Annotated in this window: 25 protein-coding genes; 7 read left to right on the top strand and 18 right to left on the bottom strand. The window is 43.7% G+C overall.

Annotated elements, in window-relative coordinates; genetic code table 11:
* Positions 1 to 183: 183 nt before the first annotated feature.
* Positions 184 to 393 (top strand): DUF3006 domain-containing protein, encoded by a 210-nt coding sequence (locus ASG02_RS11400; protein WP_023467214.1) that lies wholly within the window; start codon positions 184 to 186, stop codon positions 391 to 393.
* A 90-nt stretch (positions 394 to 483) separates the two neighbouring features.
* On the opposite strand, the gene ASG02_RS11395 is transcribed toward ASG02_RS11400, so the two are convergent.
* The 5 genes from ASG02_RS11395 to nfsA form a co-directional block, all read right to left on the bottom strand.
* Positions 484 to 936, bottom strand: coding sequence for a hypothetical protein (locus ASG02_RS11395; protein WP_035412539.1), 453 nt, complete (start codon positions 934 to 936; stop codon positions 484 to 486).
* Positions 937 to 938: 2 nt separating this feature from the next.
* Positions 939 to 1,475, bottom strand: coding sequence for a TlpA disulfide reductase family protein (locus tag ASG02_RS11390; protein ID WP_231496927.1), 537 nt, complete (start codon positions 1,473 to 1,475; stop codon positions 939 to 941).
* Between the two features lie 150 nt (positions 1,476 to 1,625).
* Positions 1,626 to 2,336 carry an NAD(P)H-binding protein gene (locus ASG02_RS11385; RefSeq protein ID WP_035412533.1) on the bottom strand — a complete coding sequence of 237 codons (711 nt, stop codon included), beginning with the start codon at positions 2,334 to 2,336 and terminating at the stop codon, positions 1,626 to 1,628.
* Positions 2,337 to 2,492: 156 nt separating this feature from the next.
* Complete coding sequence (locus ASG02_RS11380; RefSeq protein ID WP_056063534.1) at positions 2,493 to 3,698, bottom strand: LCP family protein; 1,206 nt, start codon at positions 3,696 to 3,698, stop codon at positions 2,493 to 2,495.
* A gap of 15 nt (positions 3,699 to 3,713) precedes the next feature.
* On the bottom strand, positions 3,714 to 4,460 hold the full coding sequence (gene nfsA, locus ASG02_RS11375) for an oxygen-insensitive NADPH nitroreductase (RefSeq protein WP_035412527.1): 747 nt from the start codon (positions 4,458 to 4,460) through the stop codon (positions 3,714 to 3,716).
* Positions 4,461 to 4,603: 143 nt separating this feature from the next.
* Here nfsA and ASG02_RS11370 point away from each other — a divergent pair, with 143 nt between their 5' ends.
* Positions 4,604 to 5,515 carry a hypothetical protein gene (locus ASG02_RS11370; protein WP_035412525.1) on the top strand — a complete coding sequence of 304 codons (912 nt, stop codon included), beginning with the start codon at positions 4,604 to 4,606 and terminating at the stop codon, positions 5,513 to 5,515.
* 99 nt (positions 5,516 to 5,614) lie between these two features.
* On the opposite strand, the gene ASG02_RS11365 is transcribed toward ASG02_RS11370, so the two are convergent.
* Entirely contained in the window at positions 5,615 to 5,878 is a 264-nt protein-coding gene (locus ASG02_RS11365) for a hypothetical protein (protein WP_035412522.1), read from the bottom strand.
* Positions 5,879 to 6,027: 149 nt separating this feature from the next.
* Between ASG02_RS11365 and ASG02_RS11360 the strand changes: the two genes are divergently transcribed.
* Positions 6,028 to 6,858 carry a GNAT family N-acetyltransferase gene (locus ASG02_RS11360; RefSeq protein WP_369814214.1) on the top strand — a complete coding sequence of 277 codons (831 nt, stop codon included), beginning with the start codon at positions 6,028 to 6,030 and terminating at the stop codon, positions 6,856 to 6,858.
* On the opposite strand, the gene ASG02_RS11355 is transcribed toward ASG02_RS11360, so the two are convergent.
* The 4 genes from ASG02_RS11355 to ASG02_RS11340 form a co-directional block, all read right to left on the bottom strand.
* Positions 6,847 to 7,782: a hypothetical protein gene (locus ASG02_RS11355; protein ID WP_056063527.1), complete on the bottom strand. Its 936-nt coding sequence runs from the start codon at positions 7,780 to 7,782 to the stop codon at positions 6,847 to 6,849. The two genes, ASG02_RS11360 and ASG02_RS11355, sit on opposite strands and share 12 nt — an antisense overlap.
* Before the next feature lie 113 nt (positions 7,783 to 7,895).
* A complete protein-coding gene (locus tag ASG02_RS11350; RefSeq protein ID WP_035412515.1) occupies positions 7,896 to 8,255 on the bottom strand; it encodes a hypothetical protein in 360 nt (119 codons plus the stop codon).
* A gap of 29 nt (positions 8,256 to 8,284) precedes the next feature.
* Entirely contained in the window at positions 8,285 to 8,770 is a 486-nt protein-coding gene (locus ASG02_RS11345; protein WP_052019161.1) for a GNAT family N-acetyltransferase, read from the bottom strand.
* A 14-nt stretch (positions 8,771 to 8,784) separates the two neighbouring features.
* The gene (locus tag ASG02_RS11340) at positions 8,785 to 9,300 is read right to left on the bottom strand and encodes a GNAT family N-acetyltransferase (protein WP_035412512.1); all 516 of its coding nucleotides are present in this window, start codon (positions 9,298 to 9,300) and stop codon (positions 8,785 to 8,787) included.
* Between the two features lie 245 nt (positions 9,301 to 9,545).
* Between ASG02_RS11340 and murB the strand changes: the two genes are divergently transcribed.
* Entirely contained in the window at positions 9,546 to 10,460 is a 915-nt protein-coding gene (gene murB / locus ASG02_RS11335; protein ID WP_035412510.1) for a UDP-N-acetylmuramate dehydrogenase, read from the top strand.
* A 55-nt stretch (positions 10,461 to 10,515) separates the two neighbouring features.
* Here the strand turns inward: murB and ASG02_RS11330 are convergent, their stop codons facing one another.
* Positions 10,516 to 11,739, bottom strand: a complete 1,224-nt coding sequence (locus ASG02_RS11330) for an aminopeptidase (RefSeq protein WP_035412507.1) — start codon at positions 11,737 to 11,739, stop codon at positions 10,516 to 10,518.
* Between the two features lie 98 nt (positions 11,740 to 11,837).
* On the opposite strand from ASG02_RS11330, the gene ASG02_RS11325 reads away from it, so the two are divergent.
* Positions 11,838 to 12,257, top strand: coding sequence for a YkvA family protein (locus tag ASG02_RS11325; RefSeq protein ID WP_035412504.1), 420 nt, complete (start codon positions 11,838 to 11,840; stop codon positions 12,255 to 12,257).
* A gap of 35 nt (positions 12,258 to 12,292) precedes the next feature.
* Here the strand turns inward: ASG02_RS11325 and ASG02_RS11320 are convergent, their stop codons facing one another.
* On the bottom strand, positions 12,293 to 13,129 hold the full coding sequence (locus ASG02_RS11320) for a formate/nitrite transporter family protein (RefSeq protein ID WP_056063524.1): 837 nt from the start codon (positions 13,127 to 13,129) through the stop codon (positions 12,293 to 12,295).
* Positions 13,130 to 13,312: 183 nt separating this feature from the next.
* Complete coding sequence (locus ASG02_RS11315; RefSeq protein WP_056063522.1) at positions 13,313 to 13,915, bottom strand: hypothetical protein; 603 nt, start codon at positions 13,913 to 13,915, stop codon at positions 13,313 to 13,315.
* 136 nt (positions 13,916 to 14,051) lie between these two features.
* On the opposite strand from ASG02_RS11315, the gene ASG02_RS11310 reads away from it, so the two are divergent.
* Together ASG02_RS11310 and ASG02_RS11305 are read left to right on the top strand one after the other, a co-directional pair.
* Positions 14,052 to 14,918 carry a YitT family protein gene (locus tag ASG02_RS11310; protein WP_035412496.1) on the top strand — a complete coding sequence of 289 codons (867 nt, stop codon included), beginning with the start codon at positions 14,052 to 14,054 and terminating at the stop codon, positions 14,916 to 14,918.
* 201 nt (positions 14,919 to 15,119) lie between these two features.
* The gene (locus tag ASG02_RS11305) at positions 15,120 to 15,758 is read left to right on the top strand and encodes a hypothetical protein (RefSeq protein WP_035412493.1); all 639 of its coding nucleotides are present in this window, start codon (positions 15,120 to 15,122) and stop codon (positions 15,756 to 15,758) included.
* Positions 15,759 to 15,802: 44 nt separating this feature from the next.
* Here the strand turns inward: ASG02_RS11305 and ASG02_RS11300 are convergent, their stop codons facing one another.
* From ASG02_RS11300 to thiD, 5 genes are all read right to left on the bottom strand, one after another.
* Positions 15,803 to 16,171 (bottom strand): metalloregulator ArsR/SmtB family transcription factor, encoded by a 369-nt coding sequence (locus ASG02_RS11300; protein WP_035412491.1) that lies wholly within the window; start codon positions 16,169 to 16,171, stop codon positions 15,803 to 15,805.
* Between the two features lie 58 nt (positions 16,172 to 16,229).
* Positions 16,230 to 16,571 carry a hypothetical protein gene (locus ASG02_RS11295; RefSeq protein ID WP_235514032.1) on the bottom strand — a complete coding sequence of 114 codons (342 nt, stop codon included), beginning with the start codon at positions 16,569 to 16,571 and terminating at the stop codon, positions 16,230 to 16,232.
* Positions 16,572 to 16,684: 113 nt separating this feature from the next.
* Positions 16,685 to 17,323, bottom strand: coding sequence for a thiamine phosphate synthase (gene thiE, locus ASG02_RS11290; RefSeq protein WP_035412485.1), 639 nt, complete (start codon positions 17,321 to 17,323; stop codon positions 16,685 to 16,687).
* On the bottom strand, positions 17,313 to 18,080 hold the full coding sequence (gene thiM, locus ASG02_RS11285; protein WP_035412483.1) for a hydroxyethylthiazole kinase: 768 nt from the start codon (positions 18,078 to 18,080) through the stop codon (positions 17,313 to 17,315). Before thiM ends, thiE begins: the two co-directional genes overlap by 11 nt.
* Positions 18,061 to 18,864 (bottom strand): bifunctional hydroxymethylpyrimidine kinase/phosphomethylpyrimidine kinase, encoded by an 804-nt coding sequence (gene thiD / locus ASG02_RS11280; protein WP_056063516.1) that lies wholly within the window; start codon positions 18,862 to 18,864, stop codon positions 18,061 to 18,063. The genes thiM and thiD overlap by 20 nt, the downstream gene beginning before the upstream one ends.
* Between the last annotated feature and the right edge of the window lie 57 nt (positions 18,865 to 18,921).

The raw sequence follows: 18,921 nt of genomic DNA, 5'->3' as shown, positions 1-18,921 counted from the left end.
AATTACGTCCGAATTACGACGAAAACGGCTTGGAATCACGTTTTTTTAAAGAATTATGTGTAAAGATGAAACGAACTGGGAATATACCAAACATAAGAATAAAAATTACAGAGAATGATAGAGAAAGAGTACGTTCCTGTTCGATCGAGGAACGACTTCGATGTAATTGTGGGAGGAGTTAATATGATCAAACGTGGTACGCTGGAGCGACTTGATGGTAAATATGCCGTTCTACTGTGGGAAAATGGTTCAAGCTTCATTCCACGACGTTATTTACCACCTGAAGCAAGATTAGGCGATACAATTATTTTTGACGGTACGACTTATACGTTAGATGTCAGCAATTCATCACCCTCTTCCTTTCAAACGTTTTCGTTTCGGCAAATGGGCTGATGATCGATAAAAAGCCATTCGGTATCATGCATCGACTATAGAGAAAAATTTCTCTCATCAGTCCTTCATGAAACGAATGGCTTTTTCGCTTTAACGACGAACATATAGGGAATGGTGACTACACGACGGACAAGGGTACTGATGGACATCAGATATTTCGATTCGTTCTAATATTGTTTGATCGTTTGGACACACATACTGTGGCTGTACGACATCCAATTGCAAAAATAAAGCACACCAAAATCGATTTGAAAACTGGTGACATGTTGGACAATGATATAAGTCTAATTGGTACGGTACCCAATCATCCGCTACTTCTGCTTGATGTAGCTGATAGTATTGGATTAAACGAAAACGATTCCAGTCGTCCACATACGTCCGCTGTAAGACCGGTTCATGCATCGACGGTACGAACCAAAGCGGCAGACCTGTCATGAACGCTTCAACTCCTTGCGTCAAGACAGCAGGAAACGTCGGCCACCCATCTAGTTGACCGAGTTGAAATGTTTGTTGAAAGGAGCAGTTGTCGCATAGGAGTTCCATTGTCATCCTCCTGTTCGTTTCACCATCTCTTTTAACATCTGTTCCGTCACAGGACCGACATGTTTTGCAAGAATCGTTCCTTTACGATCTAATACATAGGTTGCGGGCATTGCTACGAGACGATAGGCGTCTTCTGAATTTCCTGTTCGATCATACAACACGGAATATTCAACAGGTGTCTGCTTCAGAAAATCGGCAACATCTGAAACACGCCGCTCCGATGTCGTGACGTTGATGCCATAAACAGGTATATTCGTATGTCGTGCAAAGGCATTTAGTTCTGGAATTTCTTGTTTGCAAGGTGGACACCACGTCGCCCAAAAATTAATAACAAAGACATCATGATTAATTTCGTCTAGATCGATTGTTTTTCCTTCTTGACGCAAGGATAGATTCGGGGCTTTCATCCCTACCTCTAGACCACCTTGTGATGCTTGTTTTTGTTGTTGTTCTACTTTCTTTTGCTTCGCATCGTATGTTTGATAACCTTGATAGGCAATGCCGATGATAGCGATCGCTAGGATCAGATAGATCAACATTTTTTTCACATCTAATCCCCTCCTTCTTCGTTAAGTGTAGCAGACTTCCTCTTTTCGACCGTCTTCTTTTATCAACAAAAAAGCGAACTCTTCTGTTTTGTAAACAGAAAAGAGTTCGCCTCATTTTATTTAGATACGCTCTTTAAATGATTAGTTAAAACGTGGTAATTGTTTTTTGACTTGACGGTTATCTTTGACGCTACCGACTGCCTCGGTTCCGCCTAAGGCCTCATTCAAGGATGTCTTCCCTTCCTTGACTTCTAGACGTCGATTGAATACTGACCGATTATCAACGGAAGCAACGAGAATCGATGCGACATCTGTTTCCGAAATCGTTGCATCCTTTGTATCTTTCAAATCTTCATCTGCCTCAATCAAACCGCGCCCTTCACCAGTCGTGATGGCAACGGGACAAATGATCGTATACGTCAAACCGCTATGTTCAATCTGCTCTTCAGCCGCATTCTTAGCAGCATAGAACGGATAGACATCCTTTTTAAATTGCTCAGGTCGATCTGCACCGTACGCACTTAATAGTACGAAATGACGTACACGCGCTTTTTTAGCTGCATCGATCGTTTTTAAGGCAACTGTCCGATCCAGCAGTTCAATTTCCGTTGCTTCGCCGTCTACTCCTGCGGTCGCCGCACAAATGACTGCATCCTGTCCTGCGACTCCATGTTCAATGACTTTTTCGAGTTCTGTTTCAATATCGACGTAATGTGCCTTGACACCGAGTTTTTCGAATCGTTCCACCAGATGTTCGTGACGAACGATGACCGTGACCTGATGACCCTTGGCAAGCGATTTGACGACGCGCGCTCCAATCGTACCGGATGCACCTACAACTAGTACTTTCATATGGGGGGTCCCTCCTCGATAAGTTAGTCACCTTCGTGGAATGTCATGATGTCATGTCCAAAAATCGTTACTTTCGGAGATGACCTAACACGATCCACCAAAGGAGCAACGTACATCAATTTATACCCGCAATGACCGGAAGGAAACCCCTCCCCTTTAGTTCTTCAAGGTACCATAAAACGTCGTATCGAGACGATCACGTAGTTCTTGCAGTGCCTTCTCATTCGGTAAGTCATAGAAAATACCATTCAATCGCTGACTGACGGCTTCAATTTCATAGTGTTTCCGTTCTGACATCAAGGCGATCGATAAACCTGCTGTTGCCATCTCACGAACACTTAAATCGAGGTTCATCTCTTCTTTCATATACGTGTGCGCTGCCGGAATTTTCGACCATCCAGTTGGCTTCAACAAGTCCGTCGCGACGGCTTGGATGACTTCCGACTGACGATTGGCGCGTGCCCCGTCATTGTCCGTTTTACGGTGTCTCGAATAGGCAAGTGCCATTGCACCATCCATATGGTATTCCTTTCCTTTCTGGAATGAATACTGATTTGCTTTCCCACTTGCATCCTGCTCGGAGAACGTTCCTGTCGATACAAGATCGATTCCGCCGATTTGATCAACTAATCCGATGAAACTATCGAAGGAGATGACGATCTTTCCATCGATGTCTTCATCGAGTAGACCAGAAACGGCATCTTGTGTACATTCTTCTCCACCGAAGGCAAAAGCATGTGTGATTTTATCTTTCTTTCCATTCTCACAGGAAATCGGTGTATACGTGTCCCGAGGAATCGATGTCAACTGAATCGTTCGAGAAAGTGGAATGAATTGCATAACCGACAGGGAGTCTGAACGTGACCCGCGTAACGATTCTCCAGGTCGTGCGTCACTACCGATCAACAAAAACGTGAAGGGTTGTGAGGCAAAAAGAACGAATGCGATGAGCAACAGCAAAAACAATCCAAGAAGCTTTCGTTTAAAACGACGTTTTTTCTTGATTTTTTTAGGATAGGCTTCTTTTGAAGATACGTCAGGTTTTTTTTGCACGGATTGCTCTGATCGCCCAGTCTTTCTCGAACGTCTCGAGCGTTCTTGATTAGAAAACAATCGCGAGCCTGCGCTCCCGATCATCTGTACGACCTGTTTCAGTACGCTGTTTTTAGAACGACGCGATGTACTTTTTGGGTCCCGTCGTTGCTCTTCAACATATCGATGGTACGTTTCTGTTCCCTGCTGTCCCTTAAGTGGTTCATGAGCAATCGACTCTTCCGACGAAAATGCCTCTTCTTTTGCTTGCTCTTCTAGTTCTAAGCGTCGTCGCTCCAAGCGGGAGCGCTGTGGTTGATGTTCTGCCATTCAGATACCTCCGTATCAATCTTTTGCGATTTGTTTCTCTTTCAAGAATTCGCGGAGATACGTCCGTTTCGGTTCGTGCATCGAGGCAGCCATCTGTTTGACCCACCCTTCTGTCCGTTGACCACCGGTCCGTTCTCCGTAATACGATGACGTCGACTCTTCGTATTGTGCCAGTAAGTCACGCATCGTATCGTCATCAGTATACGTATTCCGGTGGAAGACCGCATCCATCGGAAGGCGGGGTTTTTTACCAGGTTGCTGATCCGGAAGACCAACTGCGACTCCGAATAATGGTACGACGTGATCAGGAAGTTGTAAGAGCTCGCTGACACGACGGGCATCATTACGCAGTGAACCGATATAGACTGTTCCATATCCGAGCGACTCGGCAGCTACGACTAAATTTTGAGCAGCGAGTCCCGCATCAACAGCCCCCACAACAAGTGCTTCTGTCGTCTCGATCGTCCGACTTACATCCCCCCCTGCTAGTTCTGCTGCTAACATGTGTTTGTGGTAATCCATACAAAATACAAAGAAATAACTATTTTCTGCCACGTATTGTTGACCACTTGCAACGTCGACTAGTTGTCGTTTCAATTCTTCATCTTCGACACCGATAATCGCATAGGCTTGCTGATAAGAAGATGTCGATGCAGCCTGCGCTGCTTTAACAAGTGTCTCGATTGTCTTTTCGTCTAATTGATGTTGTTTAAATTTCCGGACTGACCGGTGGTTGAGTAAATGTTGAATGGTTTCATTCATGAGTAATTGTCCCCTTCTGTAATAGTCTTCTTATTTAAGATAGTCGTCTCTGACTAAAAAGCGCAAATGAAGAGGTTCGGTTTATGAAAAAAGCGGGAAATGAATAGTGTTGTACTGTGCTTTTTTGGCGAAGGAGGTCGATCATGAGAATACGGAAACTACGTCTTTTATTGGAACAGTATGGCGATACGACCCTTCGCGATATCATCGTCGAAATCTATCGTCAACTTCCGAGACAAGTCATCGAAGAGAAAGAGTTTGACGCCATGTTGACACAGTTCGTGAAGTATAAGGATTTGCAAAAAGAACAGGAACAACCGACCGTCGAACAAACCATCGCACAGACAGATCGGTTCATCCAATTGGCATACGACTTACAGTACCTTGAGCCAAACCCAATCGTACCGCTTCGCGAACAAAAGAATTGGTATATTACCGCAAAACGTTTGCTGAAGCATTTACGCCATTATGCACATCGCAAAAATGGAACCCAGATTGCCTTTGAGGAGTTTTTCTTTCTTCTTTCGTCAGCTGCCGGAGAAGAACCTTTATTTTTAAGTAACGATCCTTTTCGACTATTAAAAGTCTCACAAGTCGATTTTTTTCAAGAATTAGTCGGTTATTATAAAAATGATAGTCATGGCATCGAGTGGATGGAACGCGCGCTCTATACTGCCTTGAAAGTTCCAATGGACGTTGATACCGAACGCAGTGATCTTTTACTTGCCGTACTTGCCCACTGTGAGACAGCAGAACACCAAGAAGCCTATATCAATTGCTTGAACGTGCATGCAAAAAAACTACAGTCACATGTCCGAATCGATGCAGATGCTTTATCCACTTATCAAGAAATTCGCTTTGCAGAGTTGCATGCCCTGATTTCACTACGAGCCTTAGAACGAGCGGAGACAATGCTGTTCACAGAATATATTCCTTACTTTTCGCATCGTTCGACTCCTTTTCGTTATTATCTCGACCTCCTCGAGCGCGCTGGACTAGAACAAGAGCATGATCGTATAGAGCGCGTCGGACGTAAAAAACGTATTCATTTTTAAGGATCCTTCTCTTCCTAACCACTCATACTATACAAAAAAGCAAGTGACGGACAGCGTCACTTGCTTTTTTGTATTCTCGTGGCTCAGAGCAGATTCATCTCAATCAGAAGCATTAACGATTCCAAGTCCAACCGTTGCCAGTAAAGCAATACAGGCAAATAAAAATGCCATATCGTTTGGTGAATCGAATCCTTCATAAATTGGTTCTTTTCGATCAACGATGATATGGTCTTCCGTTCCATAATTACCATACGTCGTCGAACTACTCACGCCCGGTTCATCGTAATCACGTGCTTCTACTGTCAATGTATCCGCACTGATTAGAAATCCTGATAACCCAATGATGATCCAAAAATACTTCATGATATTTTTGCCTCGATTCTTTCTTATCTTCAGGAATCCATCTACTTTTTATTTGAAACAAAAGATATAAATACCTTTTATTTCCTGTAAAATAAAAGTGAGATGCAACCATCTTCACTTTCTTAAAGGAGGAATTTAATTTGCCTATCGTGTATTACGGTCAATTGTCTCATGTTCAAAGACGACACGTCCATCAACTTCTACATTCTCATCAACAGCCGTATGATGTTTCATTTTTTCAGCCTCTTGAAGAGTGTCAATGGATTTACCTCGAGTCTGGTCAGATCCAGGCGACACTTGGCTATCATGTCGTACATGATGTCGTTCGTTTAACGAACGGAGCTTTTCATGATATTCAAGCCTTCCGTCGTCTCGCCATTTCATTACACACACATGCCCTTCGGCAAGGGTGTCGACAAATTCACGTACAAGTTTCTCCACCACATGACCTTTCTGTAACCTCGATTTGGAAAGAGCTTGGCTACAGTTTATATGCCGAACAATTTCGTTTGATCGGATTATCAGACGGACAACCTGCCACATTGCGTTTGAAAGCTGTTCATGAACGCAATCAAGATACGTATCTGGCTCTTCGTAACGATGCCCTCAAAGGATCCACCCACTTCTTCCCTCACAGTGTTGCTGATTTAGAAAAGTTAATCAGACGAAAAGCTGTTCCTTATTTAGTCTATGATAAGCAATTGATCGTTGGTACACTCTTATTTCAAAAACTCGGTCCGAACATTCGTCTTCTTGAAATCACCTGTCTACCTGGGCTGAGACGTCAAGGCTACGGAAGTCGCATACTCCATACGTTTCAGGAAAAACTACGACGTTCGAACATTCAAACGTTTGAAGTCTTTTTTCTTTCAACACAGCAAGACGTATTACGACTATATCGTCCCACGATGTTTTGCGATATCCAGTTAACCTCTTATTGGCATACATTTAGTACAGATCATCCCCCGTTAATCGTTTAACCGATCGACGACCTCTCTGTATTCAGGTAACACATACTCCGCATCCATTTTTCTAAAATCAACGTGCCCCACGTTACGAAGCACCAGACCCATCCCGAATAACTGTTCGATATAGACGTCTCCCATTGTCATAGCAAGTCCAGGGTGATGGTTATGGAAAGCAAGCAAGGCATCCTTACAGATTTCAGATGCAACAGGCTCTTGCATCACACGTTTTAATAAAGATGGAAAGAGCGTCGTTTGCCGTCCAATCAACGCATAGAATGGAAAGTAATGTTTCGCATAAACGAACGTCGGAAGATAGGCATTTGCCTCAATTGTTTTGAACAACAACGGTGAAGTCGGACGCTGTAATCGTTCTGCTAGCCCAACGGTCGCTTTGCATTCGCTCAGCTGATCCAGCACTCGAATCGTCAATTCTTCTTCGATATCAAGTAATAAGACGAGATCAAGCAGATTTAATTCATGCGTCTCCATGAATTGATCACTGCGTTGAAGATGCATTGTGTAGGTAACGTCCAATTTTGTAGCGACAAGTGTCCATAGCTCTGGATGACGCGCCGCATAAAGACCTACAGGAAAGTGAAGCGGCTGCCGGACGATGGAGCGATGACCCTCAAGTGTGTAGACTTGATTGACGTCAAGACCGTGCGCTAATAGCATCTCGAGTAACTGCTGACGATTTTGACACGCGACAAGCGTTTGGAACAGACGATCGATTTCGCTGAACGGTTGTTTCATCTCCAGTGCTAGTTCTAAATGAGCAGGTGAATCCTGCTCTAGCGATCGTTTAATGAATTGTAAGGCACGTTGTTCCGCATCGTTCAGTTGAGCAACGTGCGTCCGAAACATCTCAACGTCAAGTTCCCGAAAGGCTTGCAACGCCGGAGCAATTGATTGATTTTTCGTAAAGGGTTTCCACATAATTCCCTCGACCTCCTCATTCCAGTATCTCTTCGTAGTGTACGCAATATCCGATCGTCTTAAAAGCAAAAAATGGAGGATCTTCCGTTGTTTCCGGAAAATCCTCCATTTTTTTATTTTTCCCCGACTTTTAGATGAGCATTTCGAAAGACGTCATCGTGCTTCCCTGTCTTTTCAACACTTGTTCCGACAGATCCATAATATTCGATTTCATCCTTTGGTTGGATGAATTCGTATGTGATGGCAGGCTCGCCACGAAGGCGGACGTGTATGATTTGCCGATGCTGTAAAGAAAAGGAGGCATGCACTTCAAGAAAGGAGGAAGCCGATAAATCATGTTGTCGCTCTAAAATCGTCATCAATTCTTGCTCAGAATCACGGTAATTCCCTTGCAATTGAGCATACGAAATACCGACTCCTAAAGAGAGGATACCGATTAAACTAAGCGCGCAAATGACCAGCACTTTCTTCATGACTGATCCACCTCCGAGAAAAGTTCATTCTACTTATTCATCGGTTTATCCTTCGACGACGTGAAGTCTTTTTTAGAATCCTTTGCGTAAAACTGCATATCTACATGTGGAATATCATCCTCTAAATAAGGTTCGGATACAGTTTCGAAACCAAATGACCCGTAAAACCCTTCTAAGTGCGCTTGCGCTTGTAAGTAGATCGTAGCTTTTTCCTGCAAATAATCCATCGCTTTCTCCATCATTTGTTTTGCCAATCCAACTGATCGGTGAGTACGATGAACGGCAACCCGGCCAATCGCTAATCCTTTTGTCGGATGGTTGTATATCCGAAGACATCCAACGATTTGACCGCTTTCGTTACGTACGATCAGGTGTGTGGCTTGTTGATCTTGATCATCTAGTTCCGGATATGCACACTCCTGCTCAACGACGAAAATATCCATTCGTAATTTCAACAATGCATATAACGTATCGGGTGTCATGTGATGAAAAGACTCAAATGCGAATGCGTACATAAAAACTCTCCTCTTTAGTTACGACAAAGTCGTGATAATTGTCCAGCATAGATCGTGACCGGAATGTCTTTAAAAATCGTATCTTTTTCCCAGTTCAGACCGTTTGCGCGAGCGACATTTTGAGAAGAACGATTATCGGGATGAATGATCGAGATGATTCGATCATGCCCTCGATTAAACGCTTCCATCATTAGACGTTTCGCTGCTTCACGACCATAACCGACTTTCCAGTGCTTCGGTTCGAGCCAATAACCGACTTCTAATTCTTCTTTTCCATCCACTTCCTGCATCAATAATCCAGCGAAACCGATTGGTTCATTCGTTTCTTTTTTGAATAACAGCAAAAAACCAGTTTGTCGTTCATCCGAGTATCGTTCCAATTGTCGATCGAACCATTCTCGTGCCTCATCTTCACTCAGAGCAACGCCACCATTGATATAGCGCATGACTTGCTCATTTTGAACAAGTGACTTGTAAAAGCTGAAATCCGCTTCTTCGAATGGTCGCATCCATAATCGTTCACTTTCCATCCTCATCGCCTCCTTCTATATGTTTCTTTTCCCGAGTTCTTTTCCCTTCATTCCTCTTCCCTATTATTCTACCTGTGCGATGTTTTTCATTACTAATCGATGACATTCACTCTCTAGTGCTTGCAATTCCCGGCATAAGTCGGTATTTTGGGAACAGTATGTTGAACAACGACTGCACAATTAATGTTAAAATATATTTTGAGCGCATAAGCGCTGGATAGGAATTTATGAAAAGGACTGAGACCATGATGACTGAACAAGTAATGACAGGGCTATATGAAGGCATTTCAAAAGAATCTGTACTGATCAATGAACCTTTAAAATATCATACGTATACAAAAATGGGAGGAATCGCTGATCTCTTCATCATCCCAACGTCTTATGAAGAAACGGCTTTTGTCGTAAGATATGCTTACGAACGAGGCATCCCTTTGACATTGCTCGGGAACGGATCGAATCTCGTCGTACGTGATGGCGGTATTCGCGGTATCGTTCTTTCGTTTGAAAAGTTAACCGACATTTCGGTCGAAGGACATGAACTCGTCGCTCAAAGTGGCGCAGCAATCATCGAGGCGTCTCGTGTTGCGTATGCGCATCAACTGAGTGGTCTTGAATTCGCTTGCGGGATTCCGGGAACGATTGGTGGCGCGTTGATCATGAATGCGGGCGCCTACGGTGGAGAAGTCAAAGATTGCCTTCATAGCGCCACTGTTTTGACACGACAAGGGGATCTGTTGAACATTTCGCATGATGAACTCGAACTGGGATACCGGACGAGTTGTTTCTCAAAGAAAGAATACATCATTCTCGAAGGACGATTTGCTTTGACGGAGGGTGATCCAGCATTGATCAAGGAAGTCATGGATGATCTAACGCATAAACGAGAAACAAAGCAGCCTCTCGAATATCCTTCTTGTGGTAGTGTCTTCAAACGTCCAGAAGGCTATTTTGCGGGTAAATTGATTCAAGATAGTGAACTCCAAGGAACACGCATCGGTGGTGCTGAAGTATCAAAGAAACACGCCGGTTTTATCGTCAACGTCGAAAACGCATCAGCATCTGACTACATTGCACTCATTCGCCATGTACAAGAAACCGTCCAAGAAAAATTCGGTATTTTACTTGAGACAGAAGTAAAAATCATTGGGGAAGAAGTATGATAATAATCTAATCAGAAAAGGTGAGCCCAGTATTCGGACTCACCTTTTTATTCGTTTAGATCGACCAGTTTCCGTCACGCATGACTGATTCACGCGTCCCGTCTGCAAGTTCTCCCTCAATTGATAGATCCGCGGATCCAATCATGAAGTCGACATGCGTCATCGAGTCGTTCGCACCTTGTGCTTCTAGTTCTTCCGCTGAAAGACTGGGACCATTTTCAAGACACGTCGAGTACGCACGACCAATCGCTAAGTGGCACGAAGCATTCTCATCAAACAACGTATTGTAGAATAAAATACCTGAATCAGAAATCGGAGAACGATGTGGTACGAGCGCGACTTCTCCGAGATACCGGGCACCTTCATCGAGTGAAATTAAATCATCCAATGCTTCTTGCCCCTGTTTCGCTTCCGCTTTGACGATTTTTCCGTCCTCGAACCAAAGAGTAAATTCATCAATCAAGTTACCACTGTAGCTGAGTGGTTTCGTACTCGAGACATGACCGTTAACACCTGTCTTCTTCGGTAATGTGAACACTTCTTCAGTCGGCAGATTCGCGATAAAATCAACACCATCTGCATTCGGACCACCGCCACCTAACCAAACGTGACGTTCTGGTAATTCAATTGATAACTCTGTTCCTGGCGCTGTATAATGCAATGTTTTGTATTTCTTCTCTGTCAGGAATTTCGCTTTTGAACGCAGATTATGATCATGATCCGCCCATGCAGCAACCGGATCCGCTTGATCAGCACGTGTTGCCTTCAAAATAGCTGCCCACAGTTCCTCAATCGGTTCCTCTGCATCAGGGAATACTTTCTTCGCCCAGCTTTCAGAAGGTGCTGCTACGACACACCAGCTGACATTGTCACTCATGACGAACTTTCGCCAATTGGCGAGAGCAATACCAGCTGCTTTATTCGCACGCGCGATTCGACTTGAATCAACACCATTTAATAAATCTGGATCTTCGCTGACGACCGATAAGAATGCTGTTTTTTCTTCTGCAAGCTGATCGTAACGTGCTTTTAACCAATCCGGGAATGTATCAAACGAGTCTTCTGGTGCATCAAAATAACGGATTTTCGTCATCTCATCATCTGACCATTGTACATATACTTGCGTAGCACCTACTTCATATGCTACACGTGTGATTTCGCGAACAAGTGGTAAGTTCTCGATTCCCGCTCGCACCTCAAGTTGTTGTCCTGGCTGTAGATTGATCCCGGTACGCACTGCTAAAGACGCGTACTGTTGTAATTCTGCTTGTGTCGGCATTATGTAATCCCCTTTCTTGTATCTTTATTTTCACGAAATAGTTGCAATTTTGCAAGAAATAAGGCGAAACTAGAAAGAGAAGAGAAGGAGGCATCATCATGGAATTCACACCCGGAGATTTTAAATCAGCTTATACGTATTTTCACCGACAGGCACTCGATCTCGTCGGTGATGAAAAAGCACAACAAGAATTGTTGATTCGAGCAGAAATCGGACTCGCACATCTGACACAAGATATCGCGTCTACGGAAAGTTCTGATATCGAACGCGAGGCAGAACTCGTCCTTTATTTCCAATTAAAACAACTACTCGAAATGCTTCGTGCCCTCTATCAGAAAAAATTCGAGATGCATGCGGAGCAAGAACAATTATTGCTAACGGCAGTTCTGTACTTTACGTCTCCTGTTGACGCCTTACCGGACGATAACGTCCTCGGACTCTTTGATGACGCACAAATCGTCGAGACGATTTACGAAGAACTCGCCGCAGATGTTGATCGCTTTCAACATATGGAATGAATGAAAAAGCAGCTGTCGCGACAGCTGCTTTTTCATTATGCATTTTGTTTAGAAGCGATATGAACCGGTGCCGTAGATTGACGTGATTCATCTATTTCTAGTTTTTCTTTATTCAACCACGTATAAATCATTCCCATGAAGACTGCTCCACCGATGATATTCCCAGCTAAAGCCGGTAAAAGATTGTGCATGGCTCCTGCAAACGTAATCGTATCCGGATGTGGCACGATTAATGCGATAGAGAACAATGCCATATTTGCGATGACATGATCAAATCCTGATGCGAAGAAGACTGCGACAAGTACCATCATCATCATGATTTGCGCTAACTCATTCTTCATGTTCTTCGGAATGAAAATTGCTAAACAGACCATCCAGTTACAGAAGATTGCCCGAGTAAAGATTTCCCACGTCGAATGATGAATTTTTGTTTCCGATACAGCAAACAACCAATTGTTCATTCCAAGTTCCTGTAAGATACCTGTTTGAGAGAAGAGTAGTGCGAATGCTAATCCTCCAAGACCATTTCCGATCAGACAAACCAGCCAGACCTTCATCGTATCCATATTCGTTGTATAGCCGCGCATCGTTGCCGTCGTGAAGTACATCGTATTCCCTGTAAACAGTTCTGCACCGCCATAAACGATCAAGACGAGTGCCACTCCGAACGTCAATCCACCGACAAGTGTCGCGACAGGTGATTCTGCCATATACAGCCCATTAATTGCTTTTAAGGTAAAAATGATTGCAAATCCAATGAATATCCCCGCTAACATGGCACGAACTAAGTATTCGAGAGGACGCAGTTGTAGCATACGTGTCGACTTGATTGCTTTATTCCGTAATCCTTCTAATGCTTCTACCTCGTTCATTGTAGAAACCTCTCTTTCTTTTGTTCAACACTTCACAATGTTTATTCATTTATTATGATACTTCCATCTTAAGAGATGTTCAAGTCTTGAATCGACCTGTTTTATCGTTTTCATAAAAGAACGAGATGTAAACGATATCATTGTGTCGAGATTGTGAAAAATGCCTTTTCTTGCTTTATACAATTAATTAGTTTGAATCGAAAATCCTGATGCGAAACGCTCGAAAAAGGTTTGTCGTCTGGAGGCATCAAGCACATATCCATCGATGACGACACGATTAAAACGTCCAGACGATGACGTAGCGCGTTCGATGTCAGATGGTGTATAGATGTCGAACGCGCTACGATCTATCTTAAAATCAGCTTTCGAATAGGGATCGGTATAGTGAATTTCAAGATTGGTCAAGTCAGGAATCGTCGAAAATAAAACGAGCGTATGATGCATAAGTACTTTTGATAAGCGAGCGTTCAAGAAATCCTGATTCACTTGTAATGTACCAGTATCGGTCCCGATCCAAGCACGCCGCTCTTTGCCTGTGACGTCATAAGCGAGACGTAACGACTCTCCTTCGATATCTATCTGTTTTAATTCTGATGAAAACGGGAGTTGTTCAGCTAATTGGCGAACAGCTACCGTATTCATCATGGAAGCACCGACTTGTCTCGCTACGAGATCACCATCATGCCAAATAGATCGTTGGTTTTCTTCGTCTGGTTGTTGAAAAAGACGAATCCCCACCAATACGCCTAAACAAATACAGCCTATAATCAAGAATGTTTTCTTCATTTTCATCACCTTCCTAAAAAAACTTACCCTTTTTCATCTTTTTTCATAAGAAGGGTTGAAATTTTATGCATATGGGCGTACCCTTGCAGGCAGATACTCACAGAAGGAGGAGCATGAGGTCACTCATCATAATGCCATGACTACAACACACCCACAGAAAAAGAGAGTTGAAAAAATCAGTTTTTTAATCATAGGTACGTTGCTGTATTCCCTGTACATCAGCTTACTACTATCTCCAAATGATATCGGATCAGGTGGTATCATGGGGATCACGCTTGTCATTCAAGAGCTTTTCCACACTCCAATCGGATTAACCCAATTGCTCTTAAACATTCCCCTTTTCCTTTTAGGTTTCCGTTTCTTACGAAAGCGATTCATGTTCTTATCTGGCATCATTGTCGTTGCCTCTTCTTTTTTAATCGACTGGATTCCGACTCAGATCGTTCCCGAGTCGTTGAATGATCCGCTTGTTGCCTCCATCTTTGCCGGTCTAGTCTCTGGTCTTGCAATGGCATTGATTTTCTTTGGTGGCGCATCGACAGGTGGACTCGATATTCTTGGAAAGTTTTTCTTTGCTCGTTTTCATAATTGGCCACTTCCTCGCATATTTCTGATGCAAGATCTCGTCATCTATATCTTGGTATGGTGGGTCTTCGATTTGAAACACGTTATGTATGCTCTTATCATGAGCTTCGTTCGCGCCAAAGCTCTTCAAACGGTTTACAGTTTTTATTCCGCTTCTAAGCAATGTATCATTATTTGCGAAAAGGCGGATGAAATAAATGAAGTCATTACAAAAGAACTTGGTCGTGGTGTGACGATCCTTGATGCACGGGGAGGATACTCCAACCGAACGAAGAAAATGGTCTATGTCGTCGTTCAAAATAATGAAATCGTCCGTTTGCAAGAAATCGTTTCTTCTGTCGAACCTAACGCGTTCGTTACGTTCTCAGAAATCCATACTGTTTTTGGGAATTATAAGGAACATTCGTATTCGTTTTAAACTCAAGCGCAGCCTAGCTGTGCTTTTTCTATTTCGTTTACTTTAAAACAGCTTCTCGTATTGCACCAGCTTTCCTGCTTTTTTATTAGGAATACTGATTTTTTTACTTTCTTCTCCCTATTCAAAAAATGGACAGGCTTCACTTTTTTTGCGATAGTAGTTAAGCTTATGACATGTCTATTTATTTAAAGGAATGATTGCATGCACTCACTTTGGCGTCAGCGTATTCTGCTGATCCTTTTGATCAGTTTATTCGCTTCTATCCCAATCATTTACGCCCTATCCGGTTATCGGACGATTGCAACGATAACAGAGCAAATGAAGGATCATGACATACCGTTAATCAATCAAGTGGACCAGTTGGTTGAACATAACCGAGATCGTGCCAATGCGGTGCGTGGTCTTTTATTGTATGAAGATAGTCGTTATCTCGAACAGTATTACTTTTCTACTTCTAAAATTCATGATTTACGAAACAGTCTAAATCAATCGTCGACCACGCCAGGAGCAATCAAGGATTTACTACGTCGCAATAATGTCTGGGAGTCCGAGATTGAACGAGTATTCGTCGTCTATGAGCGTCAGAGTCCAACGGCAGCAAAGCGCCTTGCCAAACAAACGACGCAAACGACACAAACGATTCTCGAGGACTTATCTCGTGTGAAAGATGATTTGTATAAGACACTTCAAGCAAAATTACAACAATCAGATACTTTAGTCGCTACATATAAATGGATGTGTCTCAGTCTCTCTATTCTGTCCTTTTTATTAATTAGTGCGACGATCTTTTTTTCCCACCGGTTCGCACCTAACAAGTCAGACGAATCGTCCTTAGAGTAAACGAAAAGCGCAGCCAAAGCTGCGCTTTTCGTTTACTCTAAAAATTATTCAGATACTGCTTTTCCCTCTTGTACATGCTCCATCGCCATATGAACAAGCGACGACACATGATGGTCATCTAAAGAATAATACACGACTTTTCCATCTTTACGAAACTTGACGAGCCCTTGTTTCAACAGGGAGCGAAGATGATGAGATGCTGTCGCAATCGAGCAGTCGACAGAAGCAGAGACGTCACAAACGCACAATTCCTCTTCGATCGTCAACGCATAAACGATTCGTAGTCGTGTCGCATCTGAAAGGATCTTAAATAATTTTCCGATTTCAAGCGTCGGAATCGTATCAACGACTTGTCCAATCTCAGACGCACGCTGTTCATCAATAGCAATCGTTTCACAACGGGGAATGTCCATGTCCGTCACCTCGTTTCTATTTCTATATTGCACCATGAGAAACAGGACATTTGCAAGTTCAGCGCATCCGCCTACGAATGAGCCAAAATACAAACCATCCCCCTACGTAATCACCGATATCCCAAACGATTCGATTTTGATCGACCGCACGTACACCGATATCGATGATCTTCGTACTCTCCAATCGATTCCTATAACGCTTACGTAATCGAGCAGGAATCGGGAGACGAAGCAGTATTCGATAATAGATGTCTAAGTGGGTGTGTCCCCAAATTTCTGTAGCGATCGAACTTGTCTTGATATACAACGGACGTTTGTAGCGTCTTTCATACTTTTCCTTCAGCAAGAGAGCCATTTCATAAGATACACGATTAGGACGCGGAAATAAAATTTTCCCCAAATGGTAGATCCCCCGATTATCCACGCGAATGATTTGTGGTTCCAATCGATACCGGATCCAATAGCCCCGAAAACGGATCGTCTGCCATTTCAATACAATCACCTCTGAACGGATTATACCCTGTTCTGAAGAGATTGATGCCATTCCCATACAGCATCTGTCATATGTTGTGCAGCACGTCGTCGATCTTCTTTAGCAAAAATTTCCGAGATGACCGCATATCCTTCTAATGGGATAGGAAGAGAAGCGACATTCGTTGCCGTAATTCCACCAATGCCGATTAAAGGTAAGCGCACGGCTTCGCGAATCGCTTGAAGCATCGTGTGTGACATCGAGTCGGCGTCTGCTTTCGATGACGTCGCAAATAGAGAACCTACACCTAAATAAGATGCTCCATCTCGTTCTGCTTCAATCGCTTGCGCGACGGTTGCTACCGATACGCCGATCACAGTGTTCGGTAAGAGACGTCGCGCTGCGGTTAGAGGAATATCTTCTTGTCCGATATGCAAACCAGCTCCGACAAGTAACGCAATATCAATTCGGTCATTGATAATCAAAGGAACATCATGACGATCCGTCAATCTCTTTAACCGGACTGCCTGTTCGAAGAATTCCTTTCCCTGCGCTGTTTTTTCCCGTAATTGTATAATCGTTGCACCACCTAAAATCGCTTCTTCAACGACCGTTTCGATTGCAACTCCCGGATGATATCGACGATCTGTCACCGCATAAATGGAATAATCAATTGACATGTTCTACCACCTCCATCAAATCTTGCTCCGTCATCAGACTGATTGCATTGAACAACTCTCGTTTGAAATTACCTAGACCTTTTTCTGATGCTGCCTGTTCTCCTGCTTTTCCCATGATAAATGTTCCGTGGACTGCTGCCTCAAACGCAGAATATCCTGCACCAAGAAAACTCGCAATCAAAGAAGCTGTCATACACCCCGTACCTGTGACGTCTCCGAGACGCGGCGTACCTACTTGTAGTTCCACTTCGCGCATGCCGTCCGTGATGTAGTCGATTGGACCTGTGACGACAATGACGGACTTTTGTTTACGAGCGAATGCACGAATGATTTCTCGATCCATGATCTCATCACTAGCAGCATCGACTCCTTTTGTTCGTCCATTCTCCCCAAGCAATGTCTTGATTTCTGAAGCATTTCCTTTAACGACCGTACATCCGAGTCTACTCAATTCTTTTGAAAAGGACGTACGCAATGATGTAGCTCCCGCTCCAACTGGATCAAGGATGATCGGAACGTTCAAGCGTCTCGCTTCGCTTGCGGCGAGTCGTTGAGCTGCTTGCATGTCTGCATCAATTGTTCCAATGTTCAAGACAAGAGCTTGCGCAAGTCGAACCATCTCTTCCACTTCGCGAATATCCTCCGCCATGACTGGAGATGCGCCAACGGCGAGTGTGACATTGGCGCAATCATTGATCGTGACTGTGTTCGTCAAATGATGAATGAGTGGTTTGTGTTTAAGAATGGTCGTAAACATGTGTATCCCTCCAAAGTGAATGAAAATGATGTGTCGGTCCAATCCCTTGTCCGAGAGCAAATCCATGACGAATCGCCTCTGTAACATACTTCTTGGCCTGACGTACACTGTCCGGTAAAGCTTCTCCAAGTGCCATCCGTGCCGCAATCGCTGCAGATAAGGTACAGCCTGTTCCATGAGTATGTTGATTATCTAACCGATCTGATGTGAAACGGTATTCCTCTTGCCCGTCCCATAATAAATCCGTGGCAGCTCCCGGTAGATGTCCACCTTTTAGCAAGACGGCTCCAGTCTTCATAGCCAACTGATGCATCGCCAGTCGCATCTCCTCTAGATTAGTAACTGACTGCCCTGTTAAGCGCTCTGCTTCCGGTAAATTTGGTGTGACGAGTGTCGCAAGTGGCAGTAACTCCGCGATTAGTGCTTCCTCTGCCTCCGTCCGCAATAGGGCATGCCCGCCTTTTGCGACCATGACAGGGTCTAGTATGATCGGAACTGTCTGTTTGCGAAGATGTGTTGCAATGACGTGAATCGTTTGTGCATTCGAGACCATACCGATTTTGATAGCATCCACACGAATATCTGAAAAGATTGAAGCTAATTGGGCATCAACGATTTCCGATGATAACTCTTCTACTGCTTGAACGCCCAGTGTATTTTGAGCCGTTACCGCCGTCAAAACACTCATCCCATAAACGCCCAATGCCGAAAATGTCTTTAAATCTGCCTGAATTCCAGCTCCACCACCGGAGTCAGATCCCGCAATCGTCAATACATGTTTCATATTTTTCTCACCTTTCCATCGAGCAATGTAAGGGAGTTGTTACCGACAAAAAAAGCG

It is taken from the genome of Exiguobacterium sp. Leaf196 (genome assembly GCF_001423965.1).
Lineage (GTDB): Bacteria > Bacillota > Bacilli > Exiguobacteriales > Exiguobacteriaceae > Exiguobacterium_A.
This window is presented reverse-complemented; position numbering and strand designations above follow the sequence as displayed.

What these genes read in the sequence shown, in the direction of transcription:
- ASG02_RS11400 (WP_023467214.1), top strand. Translation starts at nt 184, where the DNA reads ATGATCAAACGTGGTACGCTGGAGCGACTTGATGGTAAATATGCCGTT.
- ASG02_RS11395 (WP_035412539.1), bottom strand. Translation starts at nt 936, where the DNA reads ATGGAACTCCTATGCGACAACTGCTCCTTTCAACAAACATTTCAACTC.
- ASG02_RS11390 (WP_231496927.1), bottom strand. Translation starts at nt 1,475, where the DNA reads ATGTTGATCTATCTGATCCTAGCGATCGCTATCATCGGCATTGCCTAT.
- ASG02_RS11385 (WP_035412533.1), bottom strand. Translation starts at nt 2,336, where the DNA reads ATGAAAGTACTAGTTGTAGGTGCATCCGGTACGATTGGAGCGCGCGTC.
- ASG02_RS11380 (WP_056063534.1), bottom strand. Translation starts at nt 3,698, where the DNA reads ATGGCAGAACATCAACCACAGCGCTCCCGCTTGGAGCGACGACGCTTA.
- nfsA (WP_035412527.1), bottom strand. Translation starts at nt 4,460, where the DNA reads ATGAATGAAACCATTCAACATTTACTCAACCACCGGTCAGTCCGGAAA.
- ASG02_RS11370 (WP_035412525.1), top strand. Translation starts at nt 4,604, where the DNA reads ATGAGAATACGGAAACTACGTCTTTTATTGGAACAGTATGGCGATACG.
- ASG02_RS11365 (WP_035412522.1), bottom strand. Translation starts at nt 5,878, where the DNA reads ATGAAGTATTTTTGGATCATCATTGGGTTATCAGGATTTCTAATCAGT.
- ASG02_RS11355 (WP_056063527.1), bottom strand. Translation starts at nt 7,782, where the DNA reads ATGTGGAAACCCTTTACGAAAAATCAATCAATTGCTCCGGCGTTGCAA.
- ASG02_RS11350 (WP_035412515.1), bottom strand. Translation starts at nt 8,255, where the DNA reads ATGAAGAAAGTGCTGGTCATTTGCGCGCTTAGTTTAATCGGTATCCTC.
- ASG02_RS11345 (WP_052019161.1), bottom strand. Translation starts at nt 8,770, where the DNA reads ATGTACGCATTCGCATTTGAGTCTTTTCATCACATGACACCCGATACG.
- ASG02_RS11340 (WP_035412512.1), bottom strand. Translation starts at nt 9,300, where the DNA reads ATGGAAAGTGAACGATTATGGATGCGACCATTCGAAGAAGCGGATTTC.
- murB (WP_035412510.1), top strand. Translation starts at nt 9,546, where the DNA reads ATGATGACTGAACAAGTAATGACAGGGCTATATGAAGGCATTTCAAAA.
- ASG02_RS11330 (WP_035412507.1), bottom strand. Translation starts at nt 11,739, where the DNA reads ATGCCGACACAAGCAGAATTACAACAGTACGCGTCTTTAGCAGTGCGT.
- ASG02_RS11325 (WP_035412504.1), top strand. Translation starts at nt 11,838, where the DNA reads ATGGAATTCACACCCGGAGATTTTAAATCAGCTTATACGTATTTTCAC.
- ASG02_RS11320 (WP_056063524.1), bottom strand. Translation starts at nt 13,129, where the DNA reads ATGAACGAGGTAGAAGCATTAGAAGGATTACGGAATAAAGCAATCAAG.
- ASG02_RS11315 (WP_056063522.1), bottom strand. Translation starts at nt 13,915, where the DNA reads ATGAAGAAAACATTCTTGATTATAGGCTGTATTTGTTTAGGCGTATTG.
- ASG02_RS11310 (WP_035412496.1), top strand. Translation starts at nt 14,052, where the DNA reads ATGACTACAACACACCCACAGAAAAAGAGAGTTGAAAAAATCAGTTTT.
- ASG02_RS11305 (WP_035412493.1), top strand. Translation starts at nt 15,120, where the DNA reads ATGCACTCACTTTGGCGTCAGCGTATTCTGCTGATCCTTTTGATCAGT.
- ASG02_RS11300 (WP_035412491.1), bottom strand. Translation starts at nt 16,171, where the DNA reads ATGGACATTCCCCGTTGTGAAACGATTGCTATTGATGAACAGCGTGCG.
- thiE (WP_035412485.1), bottom strand. Translation starts at nt 17,323, where the DNA reads ATGTCAATTGATTATTCCATTTATGCGGTGACAGATCGTCGATATCAT.
- thiM (WP_035412483.1), bottom strand. Translation starts at nt 18,080, where the DNA reads ATGTTTACGACCATTCTTAAACACAAACCACTCATTCATCATTTGACG.
- thiD (WP_056063516.1), bottom strand. Translation starts at nt 18,864, where the DNA reads ATGAAACATGTATTGACGATTGCGGGATCTGACTCCGGTGGTGGAGCT.